Below are 18933 nucleotides of genomic sequence, written 5' to 3' on the forward strand. Positions count from 1 at the left end.
GGCTGCGGCCGGCATGAGGTGGCGGCGGCTTCAGGCTAGCTTCGCTGACTTGGCCGCAAGGGCGAGATGGTTGCGCTCGGCCGGCAGCGAGGTTGTATGGTCAGCCCTTCGAGACGACCGCCCGGCCGTAGGGCGGCTGTGCCGCGACCGGTGGATTGGCGGTCTGGGCGGCGAGCTCGCCGATCAGGCGGTCGGCATCGGCGGCCATGCCGTCGGGGGCCTGGATCACCAGGCGTTCCAGAGCCCAGCGGTAGGACGAGATGCGCTGCTCCAGGCACTGCTGCACCCACTGGATGATCAGCGAGTTCTCCTGCATGCGCGCGACCGCATCGTCCCTCTCCCTTGGCGAAAGCGCGGAGACGCGTGCCATGCTGGCATCGCGCTTCCTGTCGAGATCGATGACGCGGATCGCGCTGGCGAAGAACGGCTCGAACCGCGTGATGTCGTTGCGGACGTCCTCGATCAGCTGCGCATAGCGCGAGGAATGCGAGCGGTGCGGCTCGTCGATCAGCGTGCGTCCGTACATGGTGCGGTCGAACACGACCTTCTGCCGCCAGGGCGAGGGCAGCGCCTTGTAGTCGCCGAACACGCTCTTCCAGGCCGGCCGCGACAGCGGCGGCTCGATCATGGGATAGGCGAGATCGCGAAGCTGGCGCTCTTCGTCGGTGAGCTGGAATTGCGAGGGCTGCAGGCCGACGCTGGAGGTGACCTCCGCGCCCAGCCAGCGGTGCATGTCGTCGCTGCGCATGTCGGCGCGGGTGCGGCCGAAATCGCCGCCGCTGCAGGCGCACAGCCCGGCGCCAAGCAGGGCGAGCACGACGGCCGAGAGGACAGGCCGGATCTGGCGGATGGATTCCGGCATTGCGTGAAGCCGGATGTCAGCGGCGGCGACGACGGCGCCCCGGCGCTGCGCCCTGCTCCGGCCCGCGATCGCCGCTGGTTTCGTCCGCCTCACGCTCGATCCGGATCACGGGAAGGATCACGACCGTTCCCATGTCCGCGCGCGGAACGACATCCCCCGACGAGCCCACCCGGCGACCGGCCGGAAATTCGATGATGGTCCCCATGTCAGCTCTCTCAATTGCCGTGCGACCGAACGCGCCTCTGCAACGTGGCGATCATTAAGATCAGTTCATGGTTAACGGGATGTAAACGCGCCCCCTTGGACCGTAACCGCACGGGCGCGCCGCGCCGTCCCGTTGCGGCACGACAACGCCTCGAATTACAGGGCCGGCTTCACGCATCATTTTCCTTAACGAGGCTTTAAAAGAACCTGCGCTAGACTCGCTCGCAAGTATCTTTTCCGAGTTGCGTACGCCTCCATGACCAAGTCGCTGTTTCCCGGATTCGACGGGCTGATGAACCTGTCCCGTCGCGAAGGTGTCGACGTCCGTCCGACGCTGCTGCGCGTGCTGACCGACCTGTATGTCCAGACCGGCACCCACAGCGAGGACGAGCAGCGGCAGTTCGTCGAGCTCGCCACGCGGCTGATCGACCAGGTCGACGATGCGACGCGCGCGGCCGTCAAGGCGCGGCTCGCGGTCTATCCGCACACGCCCGTCCCGGTCCTGCAGAAGCTCGGGCTGGTCGCGACGCAGGAAGGCCGCAGGGTTCCATTACCTCCCTCTCCGGCGCGCGCGCCGGCCGAGCCCGAGCAGCGCATGACCGCCGACATGGCGATGCAGCCGAAGGAGGCCGCCGAGATCCACGACATGTTCTTCCGCGCCGGCGCCTCCGAGCGCGCGCTGATCCTGCACAATCTGGCACAGACCCCGCTGAAGGCCGCGCCCCGCATCCCGACCGTGCGCGCCAAGCGCGCGATCCAGATCCTGGAAATGGCGGCGATCGCGGGCGACGTCGAGAACTTCACCTTCGAGCTCGGCGACAGCCTGATCCTGCCCTCGCGCGTCGCAGCCCAGATCGTCGACGATACCAGCGGCGAGGCGCTCGCGGTCGCCGCGCGCGCACTCGACATGCCGAGCCCCGTCTTCCAGCGCATCCTGCTGTTCTTCAAGCCGGAGATCGGGACGTCCGTGAACGCCGTGTACCGGCTGTCGCGGCTCTACGACCGCCTCGCCGAGCGCTCGGCGCTGGTGATGCTGGCGGCCTGGCGCGGCTCGACGCTCGCCGTCACGCGCGCAAAGTACCAGGCAGCACTGCATGACGGAGAACGCCAGCGCGCGCGTGCGGTCGCGGGCCAGACGCGGCCGGGCGCGCAGCCCGGCTCCAGCCCGACGGTGCGCAAGGGCACGGGTTCGTCGGACCGCTGACTGCTCGCGCTCGGGTGCTGACGCCGGGTGTGAAACGCGCGAGCGCCCCAAGCTCGTCATTGCCAATGCAGCGAGAGACACCTTTCCCCTTGTGCCCCGGACGCAGCGCAGCGCCTCTTCGGCGGTGCGCTGCAGAGCCGGGGCCCATTTCACCGCGTCCATTCATGCCGCTTTCTGGGTCCCGGCTCTGCACGGCAACGCTGACGCGTTGCCGCTTGTCCGGGACACGACAGGGCAGCAGTTACGTCTTCGCCAATTCCAGAAAATGCCGTCCGGCACGGTCTTCGGTCTCGACGATCCAGGCGTCGGAATCGAAGCGGATCTCCTTCGTCAGCCGCTCCTCGATCGTGTGCTCCGGCAGAGGCTGCGGCGAGACGGGCACGAAGAAGCGATCGATCGGCCGGCCGTCGTCATAGACGGTCTGCGGCGCCGGCGCGTACAGCATCGCATTGCCGTCGAGCAGCGACACCTTGACGAACACGGCGCCCGCCTCCTCGGCGCCGCGGCGCCGCACGGCGCCGAACACGCCCTCGGTCTGGCAGCGGCGCAAGTAAGCCGCCACCCAAATGTTGGATTTCAAACGCATGGATTCGACGATAGGCCAGCGCGAGGTCTCACGCCAGCCTCACTTCGTCCGCCTCACGCCTTGCGCGCGCCATCCTGGCCACCGCGAATCTGGGTCGCGACGAAATATGACAGCGGCATCGCGAGCGCGAATCCGACGGCAACAGCGTAGGGAATGTTCTTGATGGCGTCCGCCGCAAGGCTCGGCACCATCAGCACCACGATCAGGCTGACTCCAGCCAACGTGGTTCCCAACATGATCCAGACCAGAATCGAAACCTTGAACATGACGACCTCGCTCTTCCCTGATGAGGATGAGCGATCATGTTCCCCGAAGCCGCCGGCCGTCATTGATCCTCAGCAAATCCCGCGCCCGCGGACGCCGAGCTGATGTGCGGACGCGCGATATGCGGAATTGATCGGCGTCAATGACAGGCGGTGCGGCTACTCGACGGGATGGCCGATCGCAGCGCCGAGCTCGCGCAGCAGCCGGTCGGACACCTGCCCGGTAACGGGCATCTTGTGCTCGCGCTCGAACTTCTGGATCGCGGACTGGGTTTCGCTGCCCATCGTGCCCGTGATCTTCAGATTGCCGTAGCCATATTCGGACAGCGCGCGCTGCACGCCGGCGATACGCCGCGCGGCCGGGCTTTGCACCGGAATCGGCGCCGGCGGTCGCAAGGCCGAGGACGGCGTCGAGGTCGTCGCCTTGACCAGGTTCGTCATCGGATCGTTCGCGCGCGTCGAGGCGGTCGCCTCGACGGGCTTTTCGGGCGCCTTCTCGACGGCACGCTCGGCAGGTTTGGGCTCGACGCGGAACTCCGTCGCACGCGGCTCGAGCGGCGAGGTATCGGCACCGACAGGCCGCGGACGCGGCATCGGGTTCGCCAGCGGCACGGACGACGGCGCGGGAAGATTGATCACCGTGCCGAACATCGGCGCGGGATGCCGGCCAGTCTGGAGAAACAGCGCATTGGCAACGATCGCACTGATCGCGGCGGCGGCGACGAGGCCGGCCAGCGTATCCTTGGGACTGTGCAGCAGCACGCGCAGCACGAGATTGCGCTCCGTCTCGACATCGACGACCGCGGCCTTGGCGCCACGGCGGCGCGGAGCGGCTTCGTCCTTGGCAGACTTCTTAGGCACTTTTCTTCACCAGAGCGGGTTGGTCCTGAGACTGGTCGTGAGCTTGGTCGTGAAGGTCCTGGCGCAGCACCGGCGTCAGCGTCGCGATCTTGCCCTCGGCCGGCCTGACTTGCGGCGGCGTGTAGACGAGCGGCAGCTTGACGGTGACGGCGGTGCCCTCTCCCAACCTGCTTTGTACCGTCAATTCGCCGAGATGCAACGCCACGAGACTCTTGACGATCGAAAGTCCGAGACCGGTGCCTTCGTGACGGCGCTGATAGGTCCTGCCGGCCTGGAAGAACGGCGCGCCGATGCGCTTGAGGTCGTCGGGCGCGATGCCGACGCCGGTGTCGCTGACGCGCAGCGTCAGCTGCGAACCCGACACCGCGGCTGATACGGAGACCTGGCCGCCGCGCTCGGTGAACTTGATGGCATTGGCGACGAGGTTGAGCACGATCTGCTTGAAGGCCCTGGGATCGCCGGTCATGACGGGCAGGTCCTGCGGCGCGTCGGTGATCAGGTCGATGCCGTTCTCCCGCGCCTTCAGCGCCAGCAGATTGCAGCAATGGAGCAGCGAGGCGCGCGGTGCGAACGGCTCGGACGCAATCTCGAAATTGCCCGACTCCATCTTCGACATGTCCAGGATGCCGTTGACGACCGACAGCAGATGCTGGCCGGAATCGTTGATGAGCTGGGCGTATTCCTTGCGCTGGGCCGCCCCCAGCATCAGACTCTGCTCCTGCGCGATCATCTCGGAGAAGCCGATGATGGCGTTGAGCGGCGTGCGCAGCTCGTGGCTCATGGTGGCGAGGAAGCGGGTCTTGGCGGCGTCGGCCGCCTCGGCGGCGCTGCGCGCCTGATCCAGCGCCTGCTCGAAGAGCTTGCGGTCGGTGACGTCGCGCATCACCGCGACCACTTCGGCTTCGCGGGTGGAGTCACGATCGGCATCCTGGCGGCCGAGATCCAGATCGAGCGGGCGGCAGCGCATCTCGACCCAGATGAAATCGACCTCACCGCGCTCGGAACCAACGGGCTCCCGCCGCAGCCGGAACTCGACGCTTGCGACGTCGCCGCGCGCCGCATCCGACAGAGCGGTGAGATAGGCCGGCCGATCGGCGACATGGACGCGGTCGAACAGGCCGTGGCCGATCAGTTGCGCCACTTGCACGCCGAGCATGGCCTCCACGGCCGGCGAGATGAACTGCACCGCCCCGTTGCGCTGATGCCGCGAAATGACGTCGCTCATGTTGCGCGCGAGCAGGCGGTAACGCTCCTCCTCGCGCGACAGGAGCGCGACGCTGGTGCGCGCCAGCGATTCTGCGCCGAAGGCCAGGCCTGCTGCATAGAGAGTCGCAGACGCAACGCCGAGGGCCATCAGCACGCCGCGCTCGGCCGCGCTCGGCTCCTCCACCGGCAGCCAACCGAGCTGGCTGATCAGGATCAGCATCCCGGCGCAGGACAGCGCGAGCAGCGAGGCAAAGGCCGCGACGCGGCGCGAGGCCGACAGCGCAGCTTCGAGGGGAACCACGACCAGCCAGACCGCGGCGAATGATTGGATGCCGCCCGTCGTGACCGCGACCGCCATGATCAGGCCGGCGAGCGCCAGCGACGACAGCACATGCGCGCCTTCGTAGCGTCCGGTGCGCGACAGGAACCAGGCCAGCATGATGGGCGCGATCAGCCAGGCAAAGGCCGCGACCTCGACCGCGCTCGGCGCACCGCGCATGGCGAGATAAACCGGAAATGCGGCGAAGGCGGCCAGGCTGCCGAGCAGCCGCGGCGCCATGAAGGCACGATGGCGCGCTCGCATCAGCGCATCGTAACGCGCGGAGGGATGCAGCAGCGCATCGAGACAATCGCGGATGATACTCAAAACTGTCACGGGTCTCGCGCTTCGGCTCAATCGTCTCTTGGAAGACGCGCCGGAACGCCTCCTTGTCGTTGAGCCACCGTGTCAGAGCGACCTTAAACGAGTGCTAAGGCGACGCCGCGTGTGGCCGGACACCGCGCGATCGCGAAGCTTTTTAGACGATTTGGCGACGTCTTCGGTCGGGATGGTGAACACAGGGTTTCACCTTCTTCCGCATGGTTTCGAATTGGTGGATGCGGCTAGCCGGCGGAATCACGAGCGCGGGCGTCAATCGAAAATTTACGACACCGTCGGCTTCGAAGAATCCTGCGCAAATTTTCCGCGAATTAAGCTCAAGGCAATCACTTGCGATTTATCGAGAGTTGCTAGGTCCGACTTCCGCGGAGATCGCCGCGGGCGGAATCTAACGGACAGGTCGCAAGATGCGCTTTCTGCTTCGCATCACATTCTGGCTCGGGCTGGTGCTGGTGCTCCTGCCGCGGGACAAGACGCCCGAATCGGAGAAGCTGCCGCAGATCGGCGCCGCCGACGCGGTGCAGGCTGCGACTGCGGCCGTCTCCGACATGACCCATTTCTGCAAGCGCCAACCGGCCGCCTGCGAGGTCGGCGGACAGGCCGCGACCATCATCGGCCAGCGGGCCCAGGACGGCGCCAAGAAGCTCTACCAGATCATCAACGACAAGAAAGAGCAGATCACCAACGACAAGGACAAGAACGAGAAGACCGACAAGAAGGCGCCCGACCATACCGGCTCGATCGCGATGGCCGGCGAAGGCGACAGCGCCGCGAGCGAGGCGCCGCGCGACACCCTGACCCAGGACGACCTTGCGCTCGAATGGCGCGGACCTCAGATCTCGAATTAGCGGCCAAACCCTATCGATTTCACGGCTTCGCGACCTTATATTGGCCTAAACGCGAACATGGGCCAGCATGACGACGATCGACGAAATCAGGGACAATTTCGAGCTTCTGGACGACTGGGACGACCGCTACCGGTATGTCATCGAGCTCGGCCGCACCCTGGAACCGATGCCGGAGGCGGAACACTCCACCGCCAACAAGGTGCAGGGGTGCGTCAGCCAGGTCTGGCTCCAGAAGCTGGTCGACCGCAGTAATGGCGAACCGATCCTGAGATATCGCGGCGACAGCGACGCGCATATCGTGCGCGGGCTGGTCGCAATCGTGCTCGCGCTCTATTCGGGCCGCACGCCGCGTGAGATCCTCGATACCGACGCGATCGCCGTGTTCAACGAGTTCGGCTTTCGCGATCACCTGACGCCGCAGCGCTCCAATGGCCTGCGCTCGATGGTCGAGCGCATCAAGACCGACGCAAAAGCGGCGCTCGCGGCGGCGTCGTAGGAAATTACTTCCGCTTCCGCTGCTGCTGTCCGAGGCCCATCTGCTTGGCAAGCTGCGAGCGCGCCACCGCATAGTTCGGGGCGACCATGGGATAGTCGGCCGGCAAGCCCCACTTCTCGCGGTATTGCTCCGGCGTCATGTTGTACTGCGTGCGCAAATGGCGCTTCAGCGACTTGAAGCGCTTGCCGTCTTCCAAACAGACCAGATAATCGGGCGCGATCGACTTCTTCAACGACACGGCCGGCTTTGCGGGCTCGAGCGGTGCCGTCTCAGTGCGGCCCGACGACACCCGCACCAGAGCGCCATGCACCTGACTGATCAGGTTCGGAATCTCAGCCGCCGGCGTCGGATTGTTGCTGAGATAGGCCGACACGATGCTTGCCGTCAGTTCGATGAAATTCCTGGCCCCCGCGTCCGACATCAGCCGCCCTCCCCTCCACCTTGCGTCTCACGGGATTGACGACGCCAGAGTATTCCATGTCAACAACACGTTCGGCTGAAATAAGACAACGGACGACGACGCGCTGATTACTGATGAACGGCGCTGCTTTACTTATGCGCGGCAGCCTCAACCGCGCTGGTCGAGATGGGCGCGGAGCTCGTCGATCGAGGCAAAGCGCATCATACCTTCCGGCATCTGCGCCTCGATCGAGCCGTCGGAATAGAGCGAATAGGCCATGCCGTCGACGACGCCGGATTTGAGCACGGTCACGGGTGCCGGCTCGACGGGTGGCGGCGGCTCGGGTGCAGGCGGTGGGGCGGCCTCCGCGAAGGTCGAGGGGGAGCGCGGCGGCGGACGGCGCGGGGGAGGAGCCGGCGGCTCCTGCGGGCGCATACGATCCGGCTTCGGCCAGGCCACGTCAAAGCTCGCGGGCGGATGGTCCGGCGCCTCACCGGGCTCCTCCGCAGGCGGCTGCGACGCCGCGCCTTCGGTGGCCTTCTCCGCGCGCTCGCGCTCCTTGCGCGAGGTCGAGGTGAACAGCAGGTTGCGCCGGCGCGGCGCTTCCGGGGCGGGTGGCGGCGCAGGAGCTTCGGCCTCCTGCGGTCCCTCGACCCGCGGACGCTCGCGCGCGGCAGCTTCGCTCTGCCACGGCCGCGGGCCTGCGGGCGGTGGCGGCGGCGCCGGCTCGGGCGCGATCGTGCCTGATACGGCGAGGCCCGGCAGCACGGGCCTGACCCGAACCTCGGACGGAGCGATCGCAGCGGCCAGCCGGCGAGCTATACCCTTGAGCTCAAGCAGCACGAGATACAGGCCGACCAGTAACATTCCGGAGCAGACGCCGATGGCGCCGGAGATTATGAGAGTTCCTCCGAGGCTGAATTCCCTGATCGTCAGGCCGAAAATGATCGCAAGGAGACCCGCCAGGACGGCGCAAATCCCCACGATCAACAATGCCAAGCTCATCGAACTCACCCCCGGCCGCGCATCCACACGCGACAACCGCTACGCCACGATACCGTCATACGATGTTCCACGCCAACGGCCAATTGTAGGCGGTGTTCCTAAAGGGAAGGAAATCAGGGACTTATTCACATTCCCTTCAGCTCCGGCTCGGTACTGCTCAGGGTCCTCCGAAGAACGGGAATTGCTGCGTCGCATCAGGATTTTAGCCATAATGCCCAATTACTTGGTAATGGAACTGCGCTATAGGGAGTCCGGGGAGCAGGCCCGCGCGCACCGGCAGGGCCAAGAGGGGATCCCGGGGCACCGACCGCTATGACATCCATCACGACTTCGGTGATCGACACGCCCCTGCGGCGCTCGGTTGAGCGGACTTGCGACGATCTCGCCATGCTGGTGCTGGCTGCGGTCGCCGTCATCGCAGGCTTGACGTTCCGCGATTACGGGCTCGGCTGGGACGACTACACCCACGCTGAATACGCCGACCTGCTGCTGCGCATGTTCGGTTCCGGCTTCAAGGACACCGCGGCGCTCTCCTTCGCCAATCTCTACATGTATGGCGGCGGCTTCGACATGGTCGCGGCCCTCCTGCACAAGTTCATCCCGCTCGAACTGTTCGAGACGCGCCGCTTGGTCGGCGCCATCGTCGGCGTGATCGGCCTTGCGGTGACGTGGCGGCTCGGCCGCCGCGTCGGCGGACCTCTTGCGGGTCTTGCCTCGCTCCTGCTGCTCGCGCTCTGCCCGATCTTCTACGGCCACATGTTCATGAACCCGAAGGATGCGCCCTTCGCGGTGGCCATGATCATCCTGATGCTCGGCCTCGTCCGTCTCGCCGAGGAATATCCGCGGCCGTCGCCGCGCACGGTCCTCATCGTCGGCCTGGGTGCCGGCCTTTCGCTGGGCTGTCGCATTCTCGGCGGGCTGGCACTCGTCTACGCCGTGCTCGGCTTCATACCGCTCCTCCTGGAGGATTTGCGCAACGAAGGTTTGCGCGAGTCGGTCCGCCGCTTTGCCCATGTCGTCTATGTGCTGCTGCCCGGCCTCGTGCTCGGCTACCTCGTGATGGGCCTGATCTGGCCGTGGTCGATCATGGAGCCCGGCAATCCCTTCGACGCGCTGACCTACTTCTCGCATTTCTTCGAGAAGCCGTGGAAGGAGATGTTCGACGGCGCGATCGTGTCGGTGCCCGACATGCCCTGGTCTTATCTGCCGACGCTGTTCGCACTGCAGCTACCGGAGGTGATGCTGGTGCTGACCGCCGGCGCCGTGTTCAGCACCTTCGCCATGCTGCCGCGACGCGGGGTTCCGGCGCGCCGCAAGACCATCCTCTTGATGCTGACGCTGGCTGCGACCCTGCCGCTCGTGATCGCGATGGTGAAGCGCCCGGCGTTGTACAACGGCATCCGTCATTTCGTCTTCGTGATCCCGCCGATGGCGGTGCTCGGCGGCGTCGCGTTCGCCTGGGCCATGGAGCGCCTGCGCGCCAATCACCGCACCTGGCAGCCGGTCGTGCTCGCCACCTTCTGCTTCGGGCTCGCGCTGTCGCTCGCCGAGATGATCCGGCTGCACCCCTACCAATACACGCATTTCAACCACATCGCCGGGACCGTTCGCGGCGCCGACGACCGCTTCATGCTGGACTATTGGGGCCTCGCCTTGAAGCAGGCCTCAGACGAATTGCGCGAGCAGCTCGTCGAGCGCCAGGAAGTGCCGCCCAGCAACCGCAAATGGAAGGTCGCGGTCTGCGGTCCACAACGCCCGGCCCAGGTCGCGCTCGGGCCCGACTTTACCATCGGCTGGGATTCCAACGCGGCCGATTTCGCCATGACGCTCGGCGAGTTCTACTGCAAGGGCCTCACCGCGCCCGTCATGGTCGAGATCAAGCGCGACGACGTGGTGTTCGCCCGCGTCTACGACATCCGCGGCCGCGGCATCTCCAGCCTGCTGTCGATCCCGGCGCCGTAAATTCTTTCCCCGGTCTCTGGGCTGCACAAGAAGAACGCAGTCGCGGCCTGGATGAGCGCCAGCGACGTCCGGGGCTTACGGGCAACCCCGCATGTCGCTTTCGCTCATGCGGGCTACGCTGAACTGCCGCGCTCCCGACGCGCCTTGCGGCCGGCCACCGCCACGACTACGCTTCCTCCCCGCAACAACGATGTTTCGGAGAGACCAGCCATGTCGCCAGCGGAAGCGCGCCTCAGGGAAGTGCCGTCGAACATGACGGAGGCGGAGTGGCAGCAACGGGTCAATCTCGCCGCCTGCTATCGCCTCGTCGCGCTGTACGGCTGGGACGATCTGGTCGACACCCACATCTCGGCGCGCGTGCCCGGTCCCGACCATCACTTCCTCATCAACCCCTACGGACTGATGTTCGAGGAAATCACGGCCTCGAGCCTCGTCAAGGTCGACCTCCACGGCAACCAGCTCTCCGAGAGCGAATACAGCATCAACCCGGCCGGCTTCACAATCCATTCGGCGATCCACGAGGTGCGCGAGGACGCGATCTGCGTGCTGCATCTCCACACGCTCGACGGCACTGCGGTGTCGAGCAGTGCCGAAGGGCTGTTGCCGCTGAACCAGACTGCCCAGCTCGTCACCCATGACCTCGCCTATCACGACTATGAAGGCATTGCGCTCGACCACGACGAGCGGCCGCGTCTGCAGAAGGATCTCGGCGACCACAACCACATGCTCCTGCGCAACCACGGCACGCTCACGGTCGGCCGCTCGGTCGCCTCCGCCTTCGAGCGCATGTATCACCTCGAGCGCGCCTGCTCGATGCAGGTGCGCACGCGCGCGCTGGGCACGCCGGTCTACCCGGTCGACGATATCGCGATCGACAAGAACACCGAGCTGCTGTCGAACCGCGACCGCGCCGAGCTGCGCGCGACCAACCTCGTGTGGCCGCCCTTGCTGCGCAAGCTCGACCGCGTCAACCCCGGCTACAGGTCTTGAGATATTCTGGATCTGGTGTAGAGTAGCGCCCAACGAACCTCTACGCCTTTTTGGAATGAAACGCCGCCCAATCCCGGGCGGCGTTTTTGTTTCAGGGCTTCGTAGGGTGGATTAGCGAAGCGTAATCCACCACGTTTCAGCGAATGCGGAACGAAGTTGGTGGACTACGCCTTCGGCTAATCCACCCTACCGCACCCTGCCTACTTCACCTCCGCCAGCGCGGCGAGGATGCGGGCCCAGGAGCGGATGCCCTTCTGGAAGCTGCGCAGGTCGTATTTCTCGTTCGGTGAATGGATGTTGTCGTCGTCGAGGCCAAATCCCACCAGCAGCGAGTCGAGGCCCAACGTGCGCTTGAAGTCGGCCACGATTGGAATCGAGGCCCCCGAGCCCATCAGCACGGTCTCCTTGCCCCACTCCTCGGCCAGGGCCTTGCTGGCGGCGGCGAGCGGCTTCATGGTCCAGTCGAGCGCGACCGCGGGCGCGGCGGAATGGTCGCCGAACTCGACCTTGCAGTCGCCGGGAATGCGCGCCGATACGTAGTCGCGGAAGGCCTTGCGGATTCTCGCGGGATCCTGGCCCTGCACGAGGCGGAACGACACCTTGGCCGAAGCATGTGACGGGATCACGGTCTTGGAGCCTTCGCCGATATAGCCGCCCCAGATGCCGTTGACGTCGCAGGTCGGACGCGTCGAGGCCTGCTCGACCAGGAGCCTGCCCTTCTCGCCAGCCGGGAGCGACAGCCCGACCGGCTTGAGGAAGGTCTCGGGCGTGAACTCGAGCTTCTTCCACTGCTCCAGGATGTCGTTTGGCGTATCCTTCACGCCATCATAGAAGCCGGGGATGGTGATGCGGTTGTCGTCGTCGAACAGGCCGCCCAAAATTTTCGTGAGCACCCGGATCGGGTTCATCGCGGTGCCGCCGAACACGCCGGAATGCAAATCGCGGTTGGCTGCGGTGATCTTCAGCTCTTCATAGAGCAGACCGCGCAGCGAGGTCGTGATCGCCGGCGTGTTGCTGTCCCACATGCCGGTGTCGCAGACCAGCACGTAGTCTGCCTTGAACTCGTTCTTGTTGGCCTCGACGAAGGGCACGAAATTCTGCGAGCCGACCTCCTCCTCGCCTTCGATCAGGAAGGTGACGTCGACCGGCAGCGAGCCCGTCACCTTCTTCCAGGCGCGGCAGGCCTCGACGAAGGTCATCACCTGCCCCTTGTCGTCCTCGGCGCCTCGCGCGACGATGATCTTGCGGCCGTCGGCATGATCCGCGACAACGGGCTCGAACGGCGGACGGTGCCAGAGATCGAGCGGATCGACCGGCTGCACGTCGTAATGGCCGTAGAACAGCACGTGCGGCCGCCCGCCCGCTCCGGTCCTGCCGACGACGGCTGGATGGCCCGCGGTCGGCCTCACCTCGGTCGCGACACCGAAGCTGGCGATGTCCTTGGCGAGATGCTCGGCCGCAGCCTTGCAATCATCCGCGAAGGCCGGATCGGCCGAGATCGACTTGATCCGCAACAACGAGAACAGGCGCTCCAGGCTGTTGTCGAAATCCTTGTCGATGTGGTCGAGCACGGATTGAAGCTGCGTGTTGGACATTGTGGTGTTCCTGATTGCGGGGTCTCAAGGTGTCTGCGCTTTTAACGCCGGAGCGGCCTTCGGGCCAGCCGCAACTGGCGGATGCCGGATGTGCCAGGCGAGGCACCCTGCGAGGACGGCCGTCGCAGCGAGGTTGTTGCCACAGGCCTGGATGACCTTGGGAAACCACGGCAGCGACAGCAGCATGAGGATGCCGGCGGCGGCCAAGGCGAGCCAGGTTCCCAGCCGCACATGCGCCCGCTCGTCGAAGGCGGCGCGATGCATCAGCACCGTCATCGGGAAGAACAGCCACATGAAGTAGTATTGCCGCGCCAGCGGCGAGGCCACCGTCATCAGGCAAAACAGGATGGCGAGCTCCTCGGCGTCCGAGCGCTCGGTCCGCTGCGCCTCCCGCGGCATGATCGCGACGAAGCCGAGCCCGAGCAGTGCCGACAGCGCCAGCACGATCCAGTTCGCCGTCCCGTAATCGACGTCGATGACGTTCATCGTCCGCGGCGGCTTGTTGCGATCGTCCTGATTGTAGTTGATCGGACGGACCAGGCGATGCGTGACGGCAATGAGGGACTGGTTGACCCACGACCAGTTCTGCTCCGCGCGCTGGCCAAAGCCCTTTTCCGAGCTCGTCCCGACCATGCCCTGATACCAGACCGAAAGCTCGGCCGCGTTGCGCTCGAAACCGCGGATCGGCGCCGGCACGACATAGAGCAGGATGCCGGTGAAGGCGATCGTGCTGACGAGGGCGGCCCACTTCCGCCGCCAGAGCAGATAGGGCAGCACAGCGATCGGAAACACCTTGATGGCGGCGGCGAGCGCGAACAAGAAGCCGGCGAGCCACGCCCGCTGATGCCGCAGACTCCAGAAGCCATAGAGCACCATCGCGAGCAGGACGAGATTCGGCTGGCCCAGATCGAACATGTCGAACACGAAGGCCACGGTGACCAGGACCGGCAGCGCTTCCAGCCAGCGGCCAGGCTTGCGGTGCGAGCCGGCCATGACGTGGGAGAGCGTCCCGGTGTACCACCACGCCAGAGCATTCAAGATCGACAGGACGACATAGAGCGGGATTTTGCCGAACCAGGTCGGGATCGCCAGCAGGATCGCGGGGAGCGGTGGATAGATGAAGTCGAAATAGTCGCGGGCCGTGGCAGGATAGAGCGGCCCATCCTGCAAGACCTGCTGTCCGGCCCAGTACCAGAGCACGTAATCCTTGGTCTTGCCGTGGCCGAAAATCTCGGGGACGAGCACGTCAGCCGTCAGGAGGACGCAGCAGAACAGAAAAAGCAGATCCAGCGGAGCACGCAGCGACAAACGTCTCGGCGCATCAGGCTTGGCTAAGGGGGCGGGCGGGGTCACGGTGCGAGGGCAGTCCGGTGCGGCGACGAAACAGGACGTAGCAGACCGGCAGAGGCTTGGAGTAGCCCCCCTCACCTGAATGTGTGCGACGTTCGGCCCCTCCCACATCAGGACCAGATCAGGGGAGAGGTCGATGAGCTCGGCGGACGAATTGCCTTCCCGTCGGGCGTTCTGCCTACCGCCGCAGCAATCCACCGAGCGCGCCGCGGACCAGCGTGCGGCCGATCGAGCCGCCGAGCTGACCGCCGACCGACTTGCCGATATTGGCGGCCATCCCACCGATCACCTGATTGGTGACCGATCGCGTCACGTCCCGCGCGATGACCTGGCCGGTCGACAGACGGCCTCGCTTGACGTTGGTGCCGAAGATGGTGCCGACGATCGAGCCGATCTGGCCCAGGATGCCGCCGCCGCTTCCGCCCGCTGGACTGTCCGCCGTGGCCGCCGTGTCGGCGATGCGCTTCTGGAGCATCTCGTAGGCGGATTCGGAATCGACGGCGGTGTCATATTTGCCCTTCACCGGGCTTGCAGCCATGATCGCCTTGCGCTCGTCCGGCGTGATCGGTCCGATGCGGGCCGACGGTGGCCGGATCATCACCCGCTCCACCATCGACGGCGTGCCGTTGCCCTCGAGGAAGGACACCAGCGCCTCGCCCTTGCCGAGCTCCGTGATCACCTTGGCAGTGTCGAGCTTCGGGTTGGGCCGAAAGGTCTGCGCCGCAGCGGCGACCGCCTTCTGGTCGCGCGGCGTGAAGGCGCGCAGCGCATGCTGCACGCGACCGCCCAACTGGGCCAACACCTTGTCTGGCACGTCGATCGGATTCTGCGTGACGAAATAGACGCCGACGCCCTTGGAACGGATCAGACGAACCACCTGCTCGATCTTGTCCATCAGTGCCTTCGGCGCATCGTTGAACAGCAGATGCGCCTCGTCGAAAAAGAACACCAGTTTTGGCTTCGGCAGATCGCCGGCTTCAGGCAGTTCCTCAAACAACTCCGACAGCAACCACAACAGGAAGGTAGCGTAGAGCCTGGGGCTCTCCATCAGCTTGTCGGCAACCAGAATGTTGACGATGCCGCGACCGTCGCTATCGGTCTTCATGAAATCCTTCAGCTCCAGTGCCGGCTCACCGAAGAATTTCGTTCCGCCCTGGTTTTCCAGCACCAGGAGCTGGCGTTGAATGGTTCCAACCGTCGCCTTGCTGACATTGCCGAAGCTCTGCGCGGCCTTGCGGATCTCGGCAAATGGATCTTCCTCGGCATCCGCTGCCTTCTTGCCGCTGGCGGGAACGATCGCATCCAACAGCGACCGCAGATCCTTCATATCCAACAATGGCAGAAGACTCTCGTCCGCAACACGGAAGGCAACGTTGAGCACGCCTTCCTGCACGTCGTTCAGGTCGAGCATGCGCGCGAGCAGGAGCGGCCCCATTTCCGTGACAGTCGCGCGCACGGGGTGGCCCTGCTCGCCGAACACATCCCAGAACACCGTCGAGAACTGATCGGGCTGGAATGTCAGCCCCATTTCGGTGGCGCGCTTGAGGATGAAGTCCTTGGCCTCTCCCAGCTCGGAGATGCCGGAGAGGTCGCCCTTGATGTCCGCCGCAAAGACCGGCACACCGGCGCGCGCAAATCCTTCCGCCATCACTTGAAGCGACACGGTCTTGCCGGTTCCGGTCGCGCCCGTGACGAGGCCGTGGCGATTGGCGAGCGCCAGCGTCAGCCATGCCTGCTCGTTTCCCTTGCCGACGAAAATCTTGTCGTCGGTATCGCCGAGCTTGCTGTCCTGTGCGGTCATTATTCTCTCTGATCTCTTTGCCGAGTTTCGCGTATTGAAACTCAAATGCACCAGTTCCGTAGTTTAACGCATGTCGCACACCGATTAAAACCGTTCAACGCGCCCCGAGCATGCGACATTGTCGGACACGAATGGGCAACATCAGCCGAAAGTAGGAACGGGGTATTCGCAGCGCGGCAATTTTTTGCCGATTCGATCTCGGCTCTTGCACGGCTGCAACACTTTTCGCGCGTTCGAGGATGAATCGCGACCGCACGTGCGTTCATCGCTTGAATTTCACATCACACCGGCTCAAGATCATTTTCGAAAGCAATACTCCGGCGTGCAAACCGGCTGAGGGGCCTTATGGACGAGCTGATCGGACGGCTGGCGGCAAGCGCCAGCATAGATGGTGCTGTCGCTGAAAAGACCGTCGGCATTATCCTGGGCTTCCTCCGCAGCGAGGGTCCTTCCGAGAGCGTGCAGGCCCTGATCGACCAGATCCCTGGAGCGGAAGCTGCGATCGAGGCGTCCAGGAGCGGCGGTGGCCTGTCGCGGCTGATGGGTGGCGGCTTGATGGCGGTCGGCACGCGCCTGATGGGCCTGGGACTTGGCATGTCCGATATACAAAAGGTCGCCCGTGAACTTTTCCGCTACGGGCGAGACAAAATCGGAGCGGATCAGATGGGCAAGATCATCGCTGGGACTCCAGGCCTCAGCCAATTCGCCTGAAGCCACGCATTTCACATCGAGTGTCATGACATATCCAATCTCCGAGATTGAGGGCCTGTCGACCTTTGCAGCCAACAAGTTGAAGGCGCAAGGAATCCGCACCACCGACGCGCTGCTCGAGGCGGCCTCGACCGTGAAGGGCCGCAAGGCGCTTTCCGCCAAGACGGGCATCAGCGAGCAGTCGCTGCTGGAATGGGCCAACGTCTCCGACTACATGCGCATTCCCGGCATGGGCAAGGCCAAGGTCGGCCTGGTCCGCGCCGCCGGCGTCACCACCGTGCGCGAGCTCGCCTATCGAAATCCGGCGAGGCTCGCCCAGAGCATGCGCGAAGCCAACGAGAAGAAGAAGCTCGTCCGCATCCTGCCTTCCGAGAAGTCGGTCGGCGACATCATCGCCAAGGCCAAGAAGCTGCCGCCGAAGATCACGTATTAGGGCGGTCCCCTCGAACGGATTCTCGCGCGGCGTTCTCGGTGTCGTCCCGGCGAACGCCGGGACCCATACCGCGGAATCTATCGATCGTAGACGGTGGAGTACCGGACTACGAGTCTTCGCCAAACTTTTCCCTGGGGCTATGGGTCCCGGCGTTCGCCGGGGCGACAACTGGGGTGATGCGCGAGAGTGCCACAATATCGACGCCGCCCGCAGACACCGACACCGCCCATCCCGTCTTGACTCCCTCTCGCCGACCGCGCAAAGCGGGCCGCATGAACGCCTCGCTCTCCCCTTCCGTCCCGCCGGCCGGCTCGGCCGGGCTTGATGCGCTGCGGACGCTGCTGAAACGGCCTCTTCCCGCGGTGATGGGCGTGCTCAACATCACCCCGGATTCCTTCTCCGATGGCGGTGAGTTCATCGCGCCCGCGCGGGCGCTGGAGCGGGCTCGGGCGATGATCGCCGATGGCGTCGACATCATCGATATCGGCGCCGAATCCACCCGGCCCTACAAGGGCGCCCGGCCGGTCACAGCGCAAGACGAATTGGCACGACTTGAGCCGGTGCTGGCCGATGTGGTGGCGCTCGGCGTGCCCGTCTCGATCGACAGCATGAAGGCACAGGTGGTGGCCTTCGCGCTCGACCAGGGCGCGGCGATCGCCAACGACGTCTGGGGCCTGCAACGCGATGCCGACATGGCGCCGCTGATCGCCGCAAGAGGCGTTCCCGTCGTCGTCATGCACAACCGCGACAGCGTCGATCCCGCGATCGACATCATCGCGGACATGAAGGCGTTCTTTCGGCACTCGCTCGATATCGCCGCGCAGGCGGGCATCGTGCGCGACAAGATCGTGCTCGATCCCGGCATCGGCTTCGGCAAGACGCCCGAGCAGAGCATGACCGCTCTGGCGCGGCTGCGCGAGCTGGACGTGTTCGGCCTGCCGATCCTGGTCGGCGCCTCGCGCAAGCGCTTCATCGCCTCGGTGTCGCCGTCGGAACCATTAGAGCGGCTCGCCGGCTCGATCGCGGCCCATCTGATTGCCGCGCAGCGCGGCGCGAAGATCATCCGCACCCATGACGTCGGCGAAACCCTGCAGGCCCTGCGGGTGGCGCATGCAATCGAGAGCAAGCAATGACCGATACGATCTTCGTCACCGGCCTGTCGATCCATGCCCGCCACGGCGTGATGGATCACGAAACCGAAGTCGGCCAGCGTTTCGTCATCGATCTCGAACTCTATACCGACCTGTCCGAGCCGTCGCGCAGCGACCGGCTCGCGGACACGGTGTCCTACGCCGATGTCGTGGCGACGACGACAGCGGCGTTCAAGAACACCAATTACAAGCTGCTGGAGCGCGCGGCCGGCGCGGTGGCCGACGCCATCCTGTCGAACTTCCCGCGTGTCCGCGCCGTGAAGATCACGGTGCACAAGCCGCATGCGCCGATCGCCGCGATCTTCGACGATGTCGGCATCATGCTGACACGCTCGCGGCATCCCTGA

At 65.2% G+C, this 18933-nt stretch carries 20 protein-coding genes; 9 read left to right on the forward strand and 11 right to left on the reverse strand.

Annotated features, from left to right (window positions below; genetic code table 11):
- Positions 1-100: 100 nt before the first annotated feature.
- On the reverse strand, positions 101-862 hold the full coding sequence (locus ACM42_RS14425) for a hypothetical protein (RefSeq protein ID WP_271528542.1): 762 nt from the start codon (positions 860-862) through the stop codon (positions 101-103).
- A 16-nt stretch (positions 863-878) separates the two neighbouring features.
- Positions 879-1067 (reverse strand): hypothetical protein, encoded by a 189-nt coding sequence (locus ACM42_RS14430; RefSeq protein ID WP_271528543.1) that lies wholly within the window; start codon positions 1065-1067, stop codon positions 879-881.
- 255 nt (positions 1068-1322) lie between these two features.
- Here ACM42_RS14430 and ACM42_RS14435 point away from each other — a divergent pair, with 255 nt between their 5' ends.
- Entirely contained in the window at positions 1323-2270 is a 948-nt protein-coding gene (locus tag ACM42_RS14435; protein ID WP_271528544.1) for a DUF2336 domain-containing protein, read from the forward strand.
- A 241-nt stretch (positions 2271-2511) separates the two neighbouring features.
- Here the strand turns inward: ACM42_RS14435 and ACM42_RS14440 are convergent, their stop codons facing one another.
- The 4 genes from ACM42_RS14440 to ACM42_RS14455 all read right to left on the reverse strand — a co-directional run bounded on the left by ACM42_RS14440 (position 2512) and on the right by ACM42_RS14455 (position 5841).
- Entirely contained in the window at positions 2512-2856 is a 345-nt protein-coding gene (locus tag ACM42_RS14440; RefSeq protein WP_271528545.1) for a DUF1491 family protein, read from the reverse strand.
- Positions 2857-2909: 53 nt separating this feature from the next.
- Positions 2910-3122: a hypothetical protein gene (locus ACM42_RS14445; RefSeq protein WP_271528546.1), complete on the reverse strand. Its 213-nt coding sequence runs from the start codon at positions 3120-3122 to the stop codon at positions 2910-2912.
- Positions 3123-3278: 156 nt separating this feature from the next.
- Complete coding sequence (locus ACM42_RS14450) at positions 3279-3980, reverse strand: peptidoglycan-binding domain-containing protein (RefSeq protein WP_271528547.1); 702 nt, start codon at positions 3978-3980, stop codon at positions 3279-3281.
- Positions 3973-5841 carry a PAS domain-containing sensor histidine kinase gene (locus ACM42_RS14455; RefSeq protein ID WP_271528548.1) on the reverse strand — a complete coding sequence of 623 codons (1869 nt, stop codon included), beginning with the start codon at positions 5839-5841 and terminating at the stop codon, positions 3973-3975. The genes ACM42_RS14450 and ACM42_RS14455 overlap by 8 nt, the downstream gene beginning before the upstream one ends.
- Before the next feature lie 410 nt (positions 5842-6251).
- Between ACM42_RS14455 and ACM42_RS14460 the strand changes: the two genes are divergently transcribed.
- Positions 6252-6692: a DUF5330 domain-containing protein gene (locus ACM42_RS14460; RefSeq protein ID WP_271528549.1), complete on the forward strand. Its 441-nt coding sequence runs from the start codon at positions 6252-6254 to the stop codon at positions 6690-6692.
- Positions 6693-6759: 67 nt separating this feature from the next.
- On the forward strand, positions 6760-7188 hold the full coding sequence (locus ACM42_RS14465; RefSeq protein ID WP_271528550.1) for a SufE family protein: 429 nt from the start codon (positions 6760-6762) through the stop codon (positions 7186-7188).
- A 4-nt stretch (positions 7189-7192) separates the two neighbouring features.
- Here the strand turns inward: ACM42_RS14465 and ACM42_RS14470 are convergent, their stop codons facing one another.
- Positions 7193-7609, reverse strand: a complete 417-nt coding sequence (locus tag ACM42_RS14470; RefSeq protein ID WP_271528551.1) for a MucR family transcriptional regulator — start codon at positions 7607-7609, stop codon at positions 7193-7195.
- 147 nt (positions 7610-7756) lie between these two features.
- Positions 7757-8593: a DUF308 domain-containing protein gene (locus ACM42_RS14475; protein ID WP_271528552.1), complete on the reverse strand. Its 837-nt coding sequence runs from the start codon at positions 8591-8593 to the stop codon at positions 7757-7759.
- Between the two features lie 312 nt (positions 8594-8905).
- Between ACM42_RS14475 and ACM42_RS14480 the strand changes: the two genes are divergently transcribed.
- Together ACM42_RS14480 and ACM42_RS14485 are read left to right on the forward strand one after the other, a co-directional pair.
- On the forward strand, positions 8906-10555 hold the full coding sequence (locus tag ACM42_RS14480; RefSeq protein WP_271528553.1) for a glycosyltransferase family 39 protein: 1650 nt from the start codon (positions 8906-8908) through the stop codon (positions 10553-10555).
- Positions 10556-10765: 210 nt separating this feature from the next.
- Positions 10766-11545: a class II aldolase/adducin family protein gene (locus ACM42_RS14485; protein WP_035671190.1), complete on the forward strand. Its 780-nt coding sequence runs from the start codon at positions 10766-10768 to the stop codon at positions 11543-11545.
- Positions 11546-11745: 200 nt separating this feature from the next.
- Here the strand turns inward: ACM42_RS14485 and ACM42_RS14490 are convergent, their stop codons facing one another.
- From ACM42_RS14490 to ACM42_RS14500, 3 genes are all read right to left on the reverse strand, one after another.
- The gene (locus tag ACM42_RS14490) at positions 11746-13140 is read right to left on the reverse strand and encodes a M20/M25/M40 family metallo-hydrolase (RefSeq protein WP_271528554.1); all 1395 of its coding nucleotides are present in this window, start codon (positions 13138-13140) and stop codon (positions 11746-11748) included.
- Between the two features lie 24 nt (positions 13141-13164).
- Positions 13165-14448, reverse strand: a complete 1284-nt coding sequence (locus ACM42_RS14495) for a glycosyltransferase family 87 protein (RefSeq protein WP_271528555.1) — start codon at positions 14446-14448, stop codon at positions 13165-13167.
- Positions 14449-14668: 220 nt separating this feature from the next.
- A complete protein-coding gene (locus tag ACM42_RS14500; RefSeq protein ID WP_271528556.1) occupies positions 14669-16291 on the reverse strand; it encodes a helicase HerA-like domain-containing protein in 1623 nt (540 codons plus the stop codon).
- Between the two features lie 345 nt (positions 16292-16636).
- Here ACM42_RS14500 and ACM42_RS14505 point away from each other — a divergent pair, with 345 nt between their 5' ends.
- The 4 genes from ACM42_RS14505 (at position 16637) to folB (ending at position 18933) form a co-directional block, all read left to right on the forward strand.
- Complete coding sequence (locus ACM42_RS14505) at positions 16637-17002, forward strand: DUF2267 domain-containing protein (protein ID WP_271528557.1); 366 nt, start codon at positions 16637-16639, stop codon at positions 17000-17002.
- Between the two features lie 25 nt (positions 17003-17027).
- Positions 17028-17435, forward strand: a complete 408-nt coding sequence (locus ACM42_RS14510) for a DUF4332 domain-containing protein (protein ID WP_028176685.1) — start codon at positions 17028-17030, stop codon at positions 17433-17435.
- A 272-nt stretch (positions 17436-17707) separates the two neighbouring features.
- Entirely contained in the window at positions 17708-18568 is an 861-nt protein-coding gene (folP, locus tag ACM42_RS14515) for a dihydropteroate synthase (RefSeq protein WP_271528558.1), read from the forward strand.
- Positions 18565-18933, forward strand: a complete 369-nt coding sequence (gene folB / locus ACM42_RS14520; protein ID WP_028176687.1) for a dihydroneopterin aldolase — start codon at positions 18565-18567, stop codon at positions 18931-18933. The genes folP and folB overlap by 4 nt, the downstream gene beginning before the upstream one ends.

It is taken from the genome of Bradyrhizobium sp. CCBAU 25338 (assembly GCF_028128965.1).
GTDB lineage: Bacteria > Pseudomonadota > Alphaproteobacteria > Rhizobiales > Xanthobacteraceae > Bradyrhizobium > Bradyrhizobium liaoningense.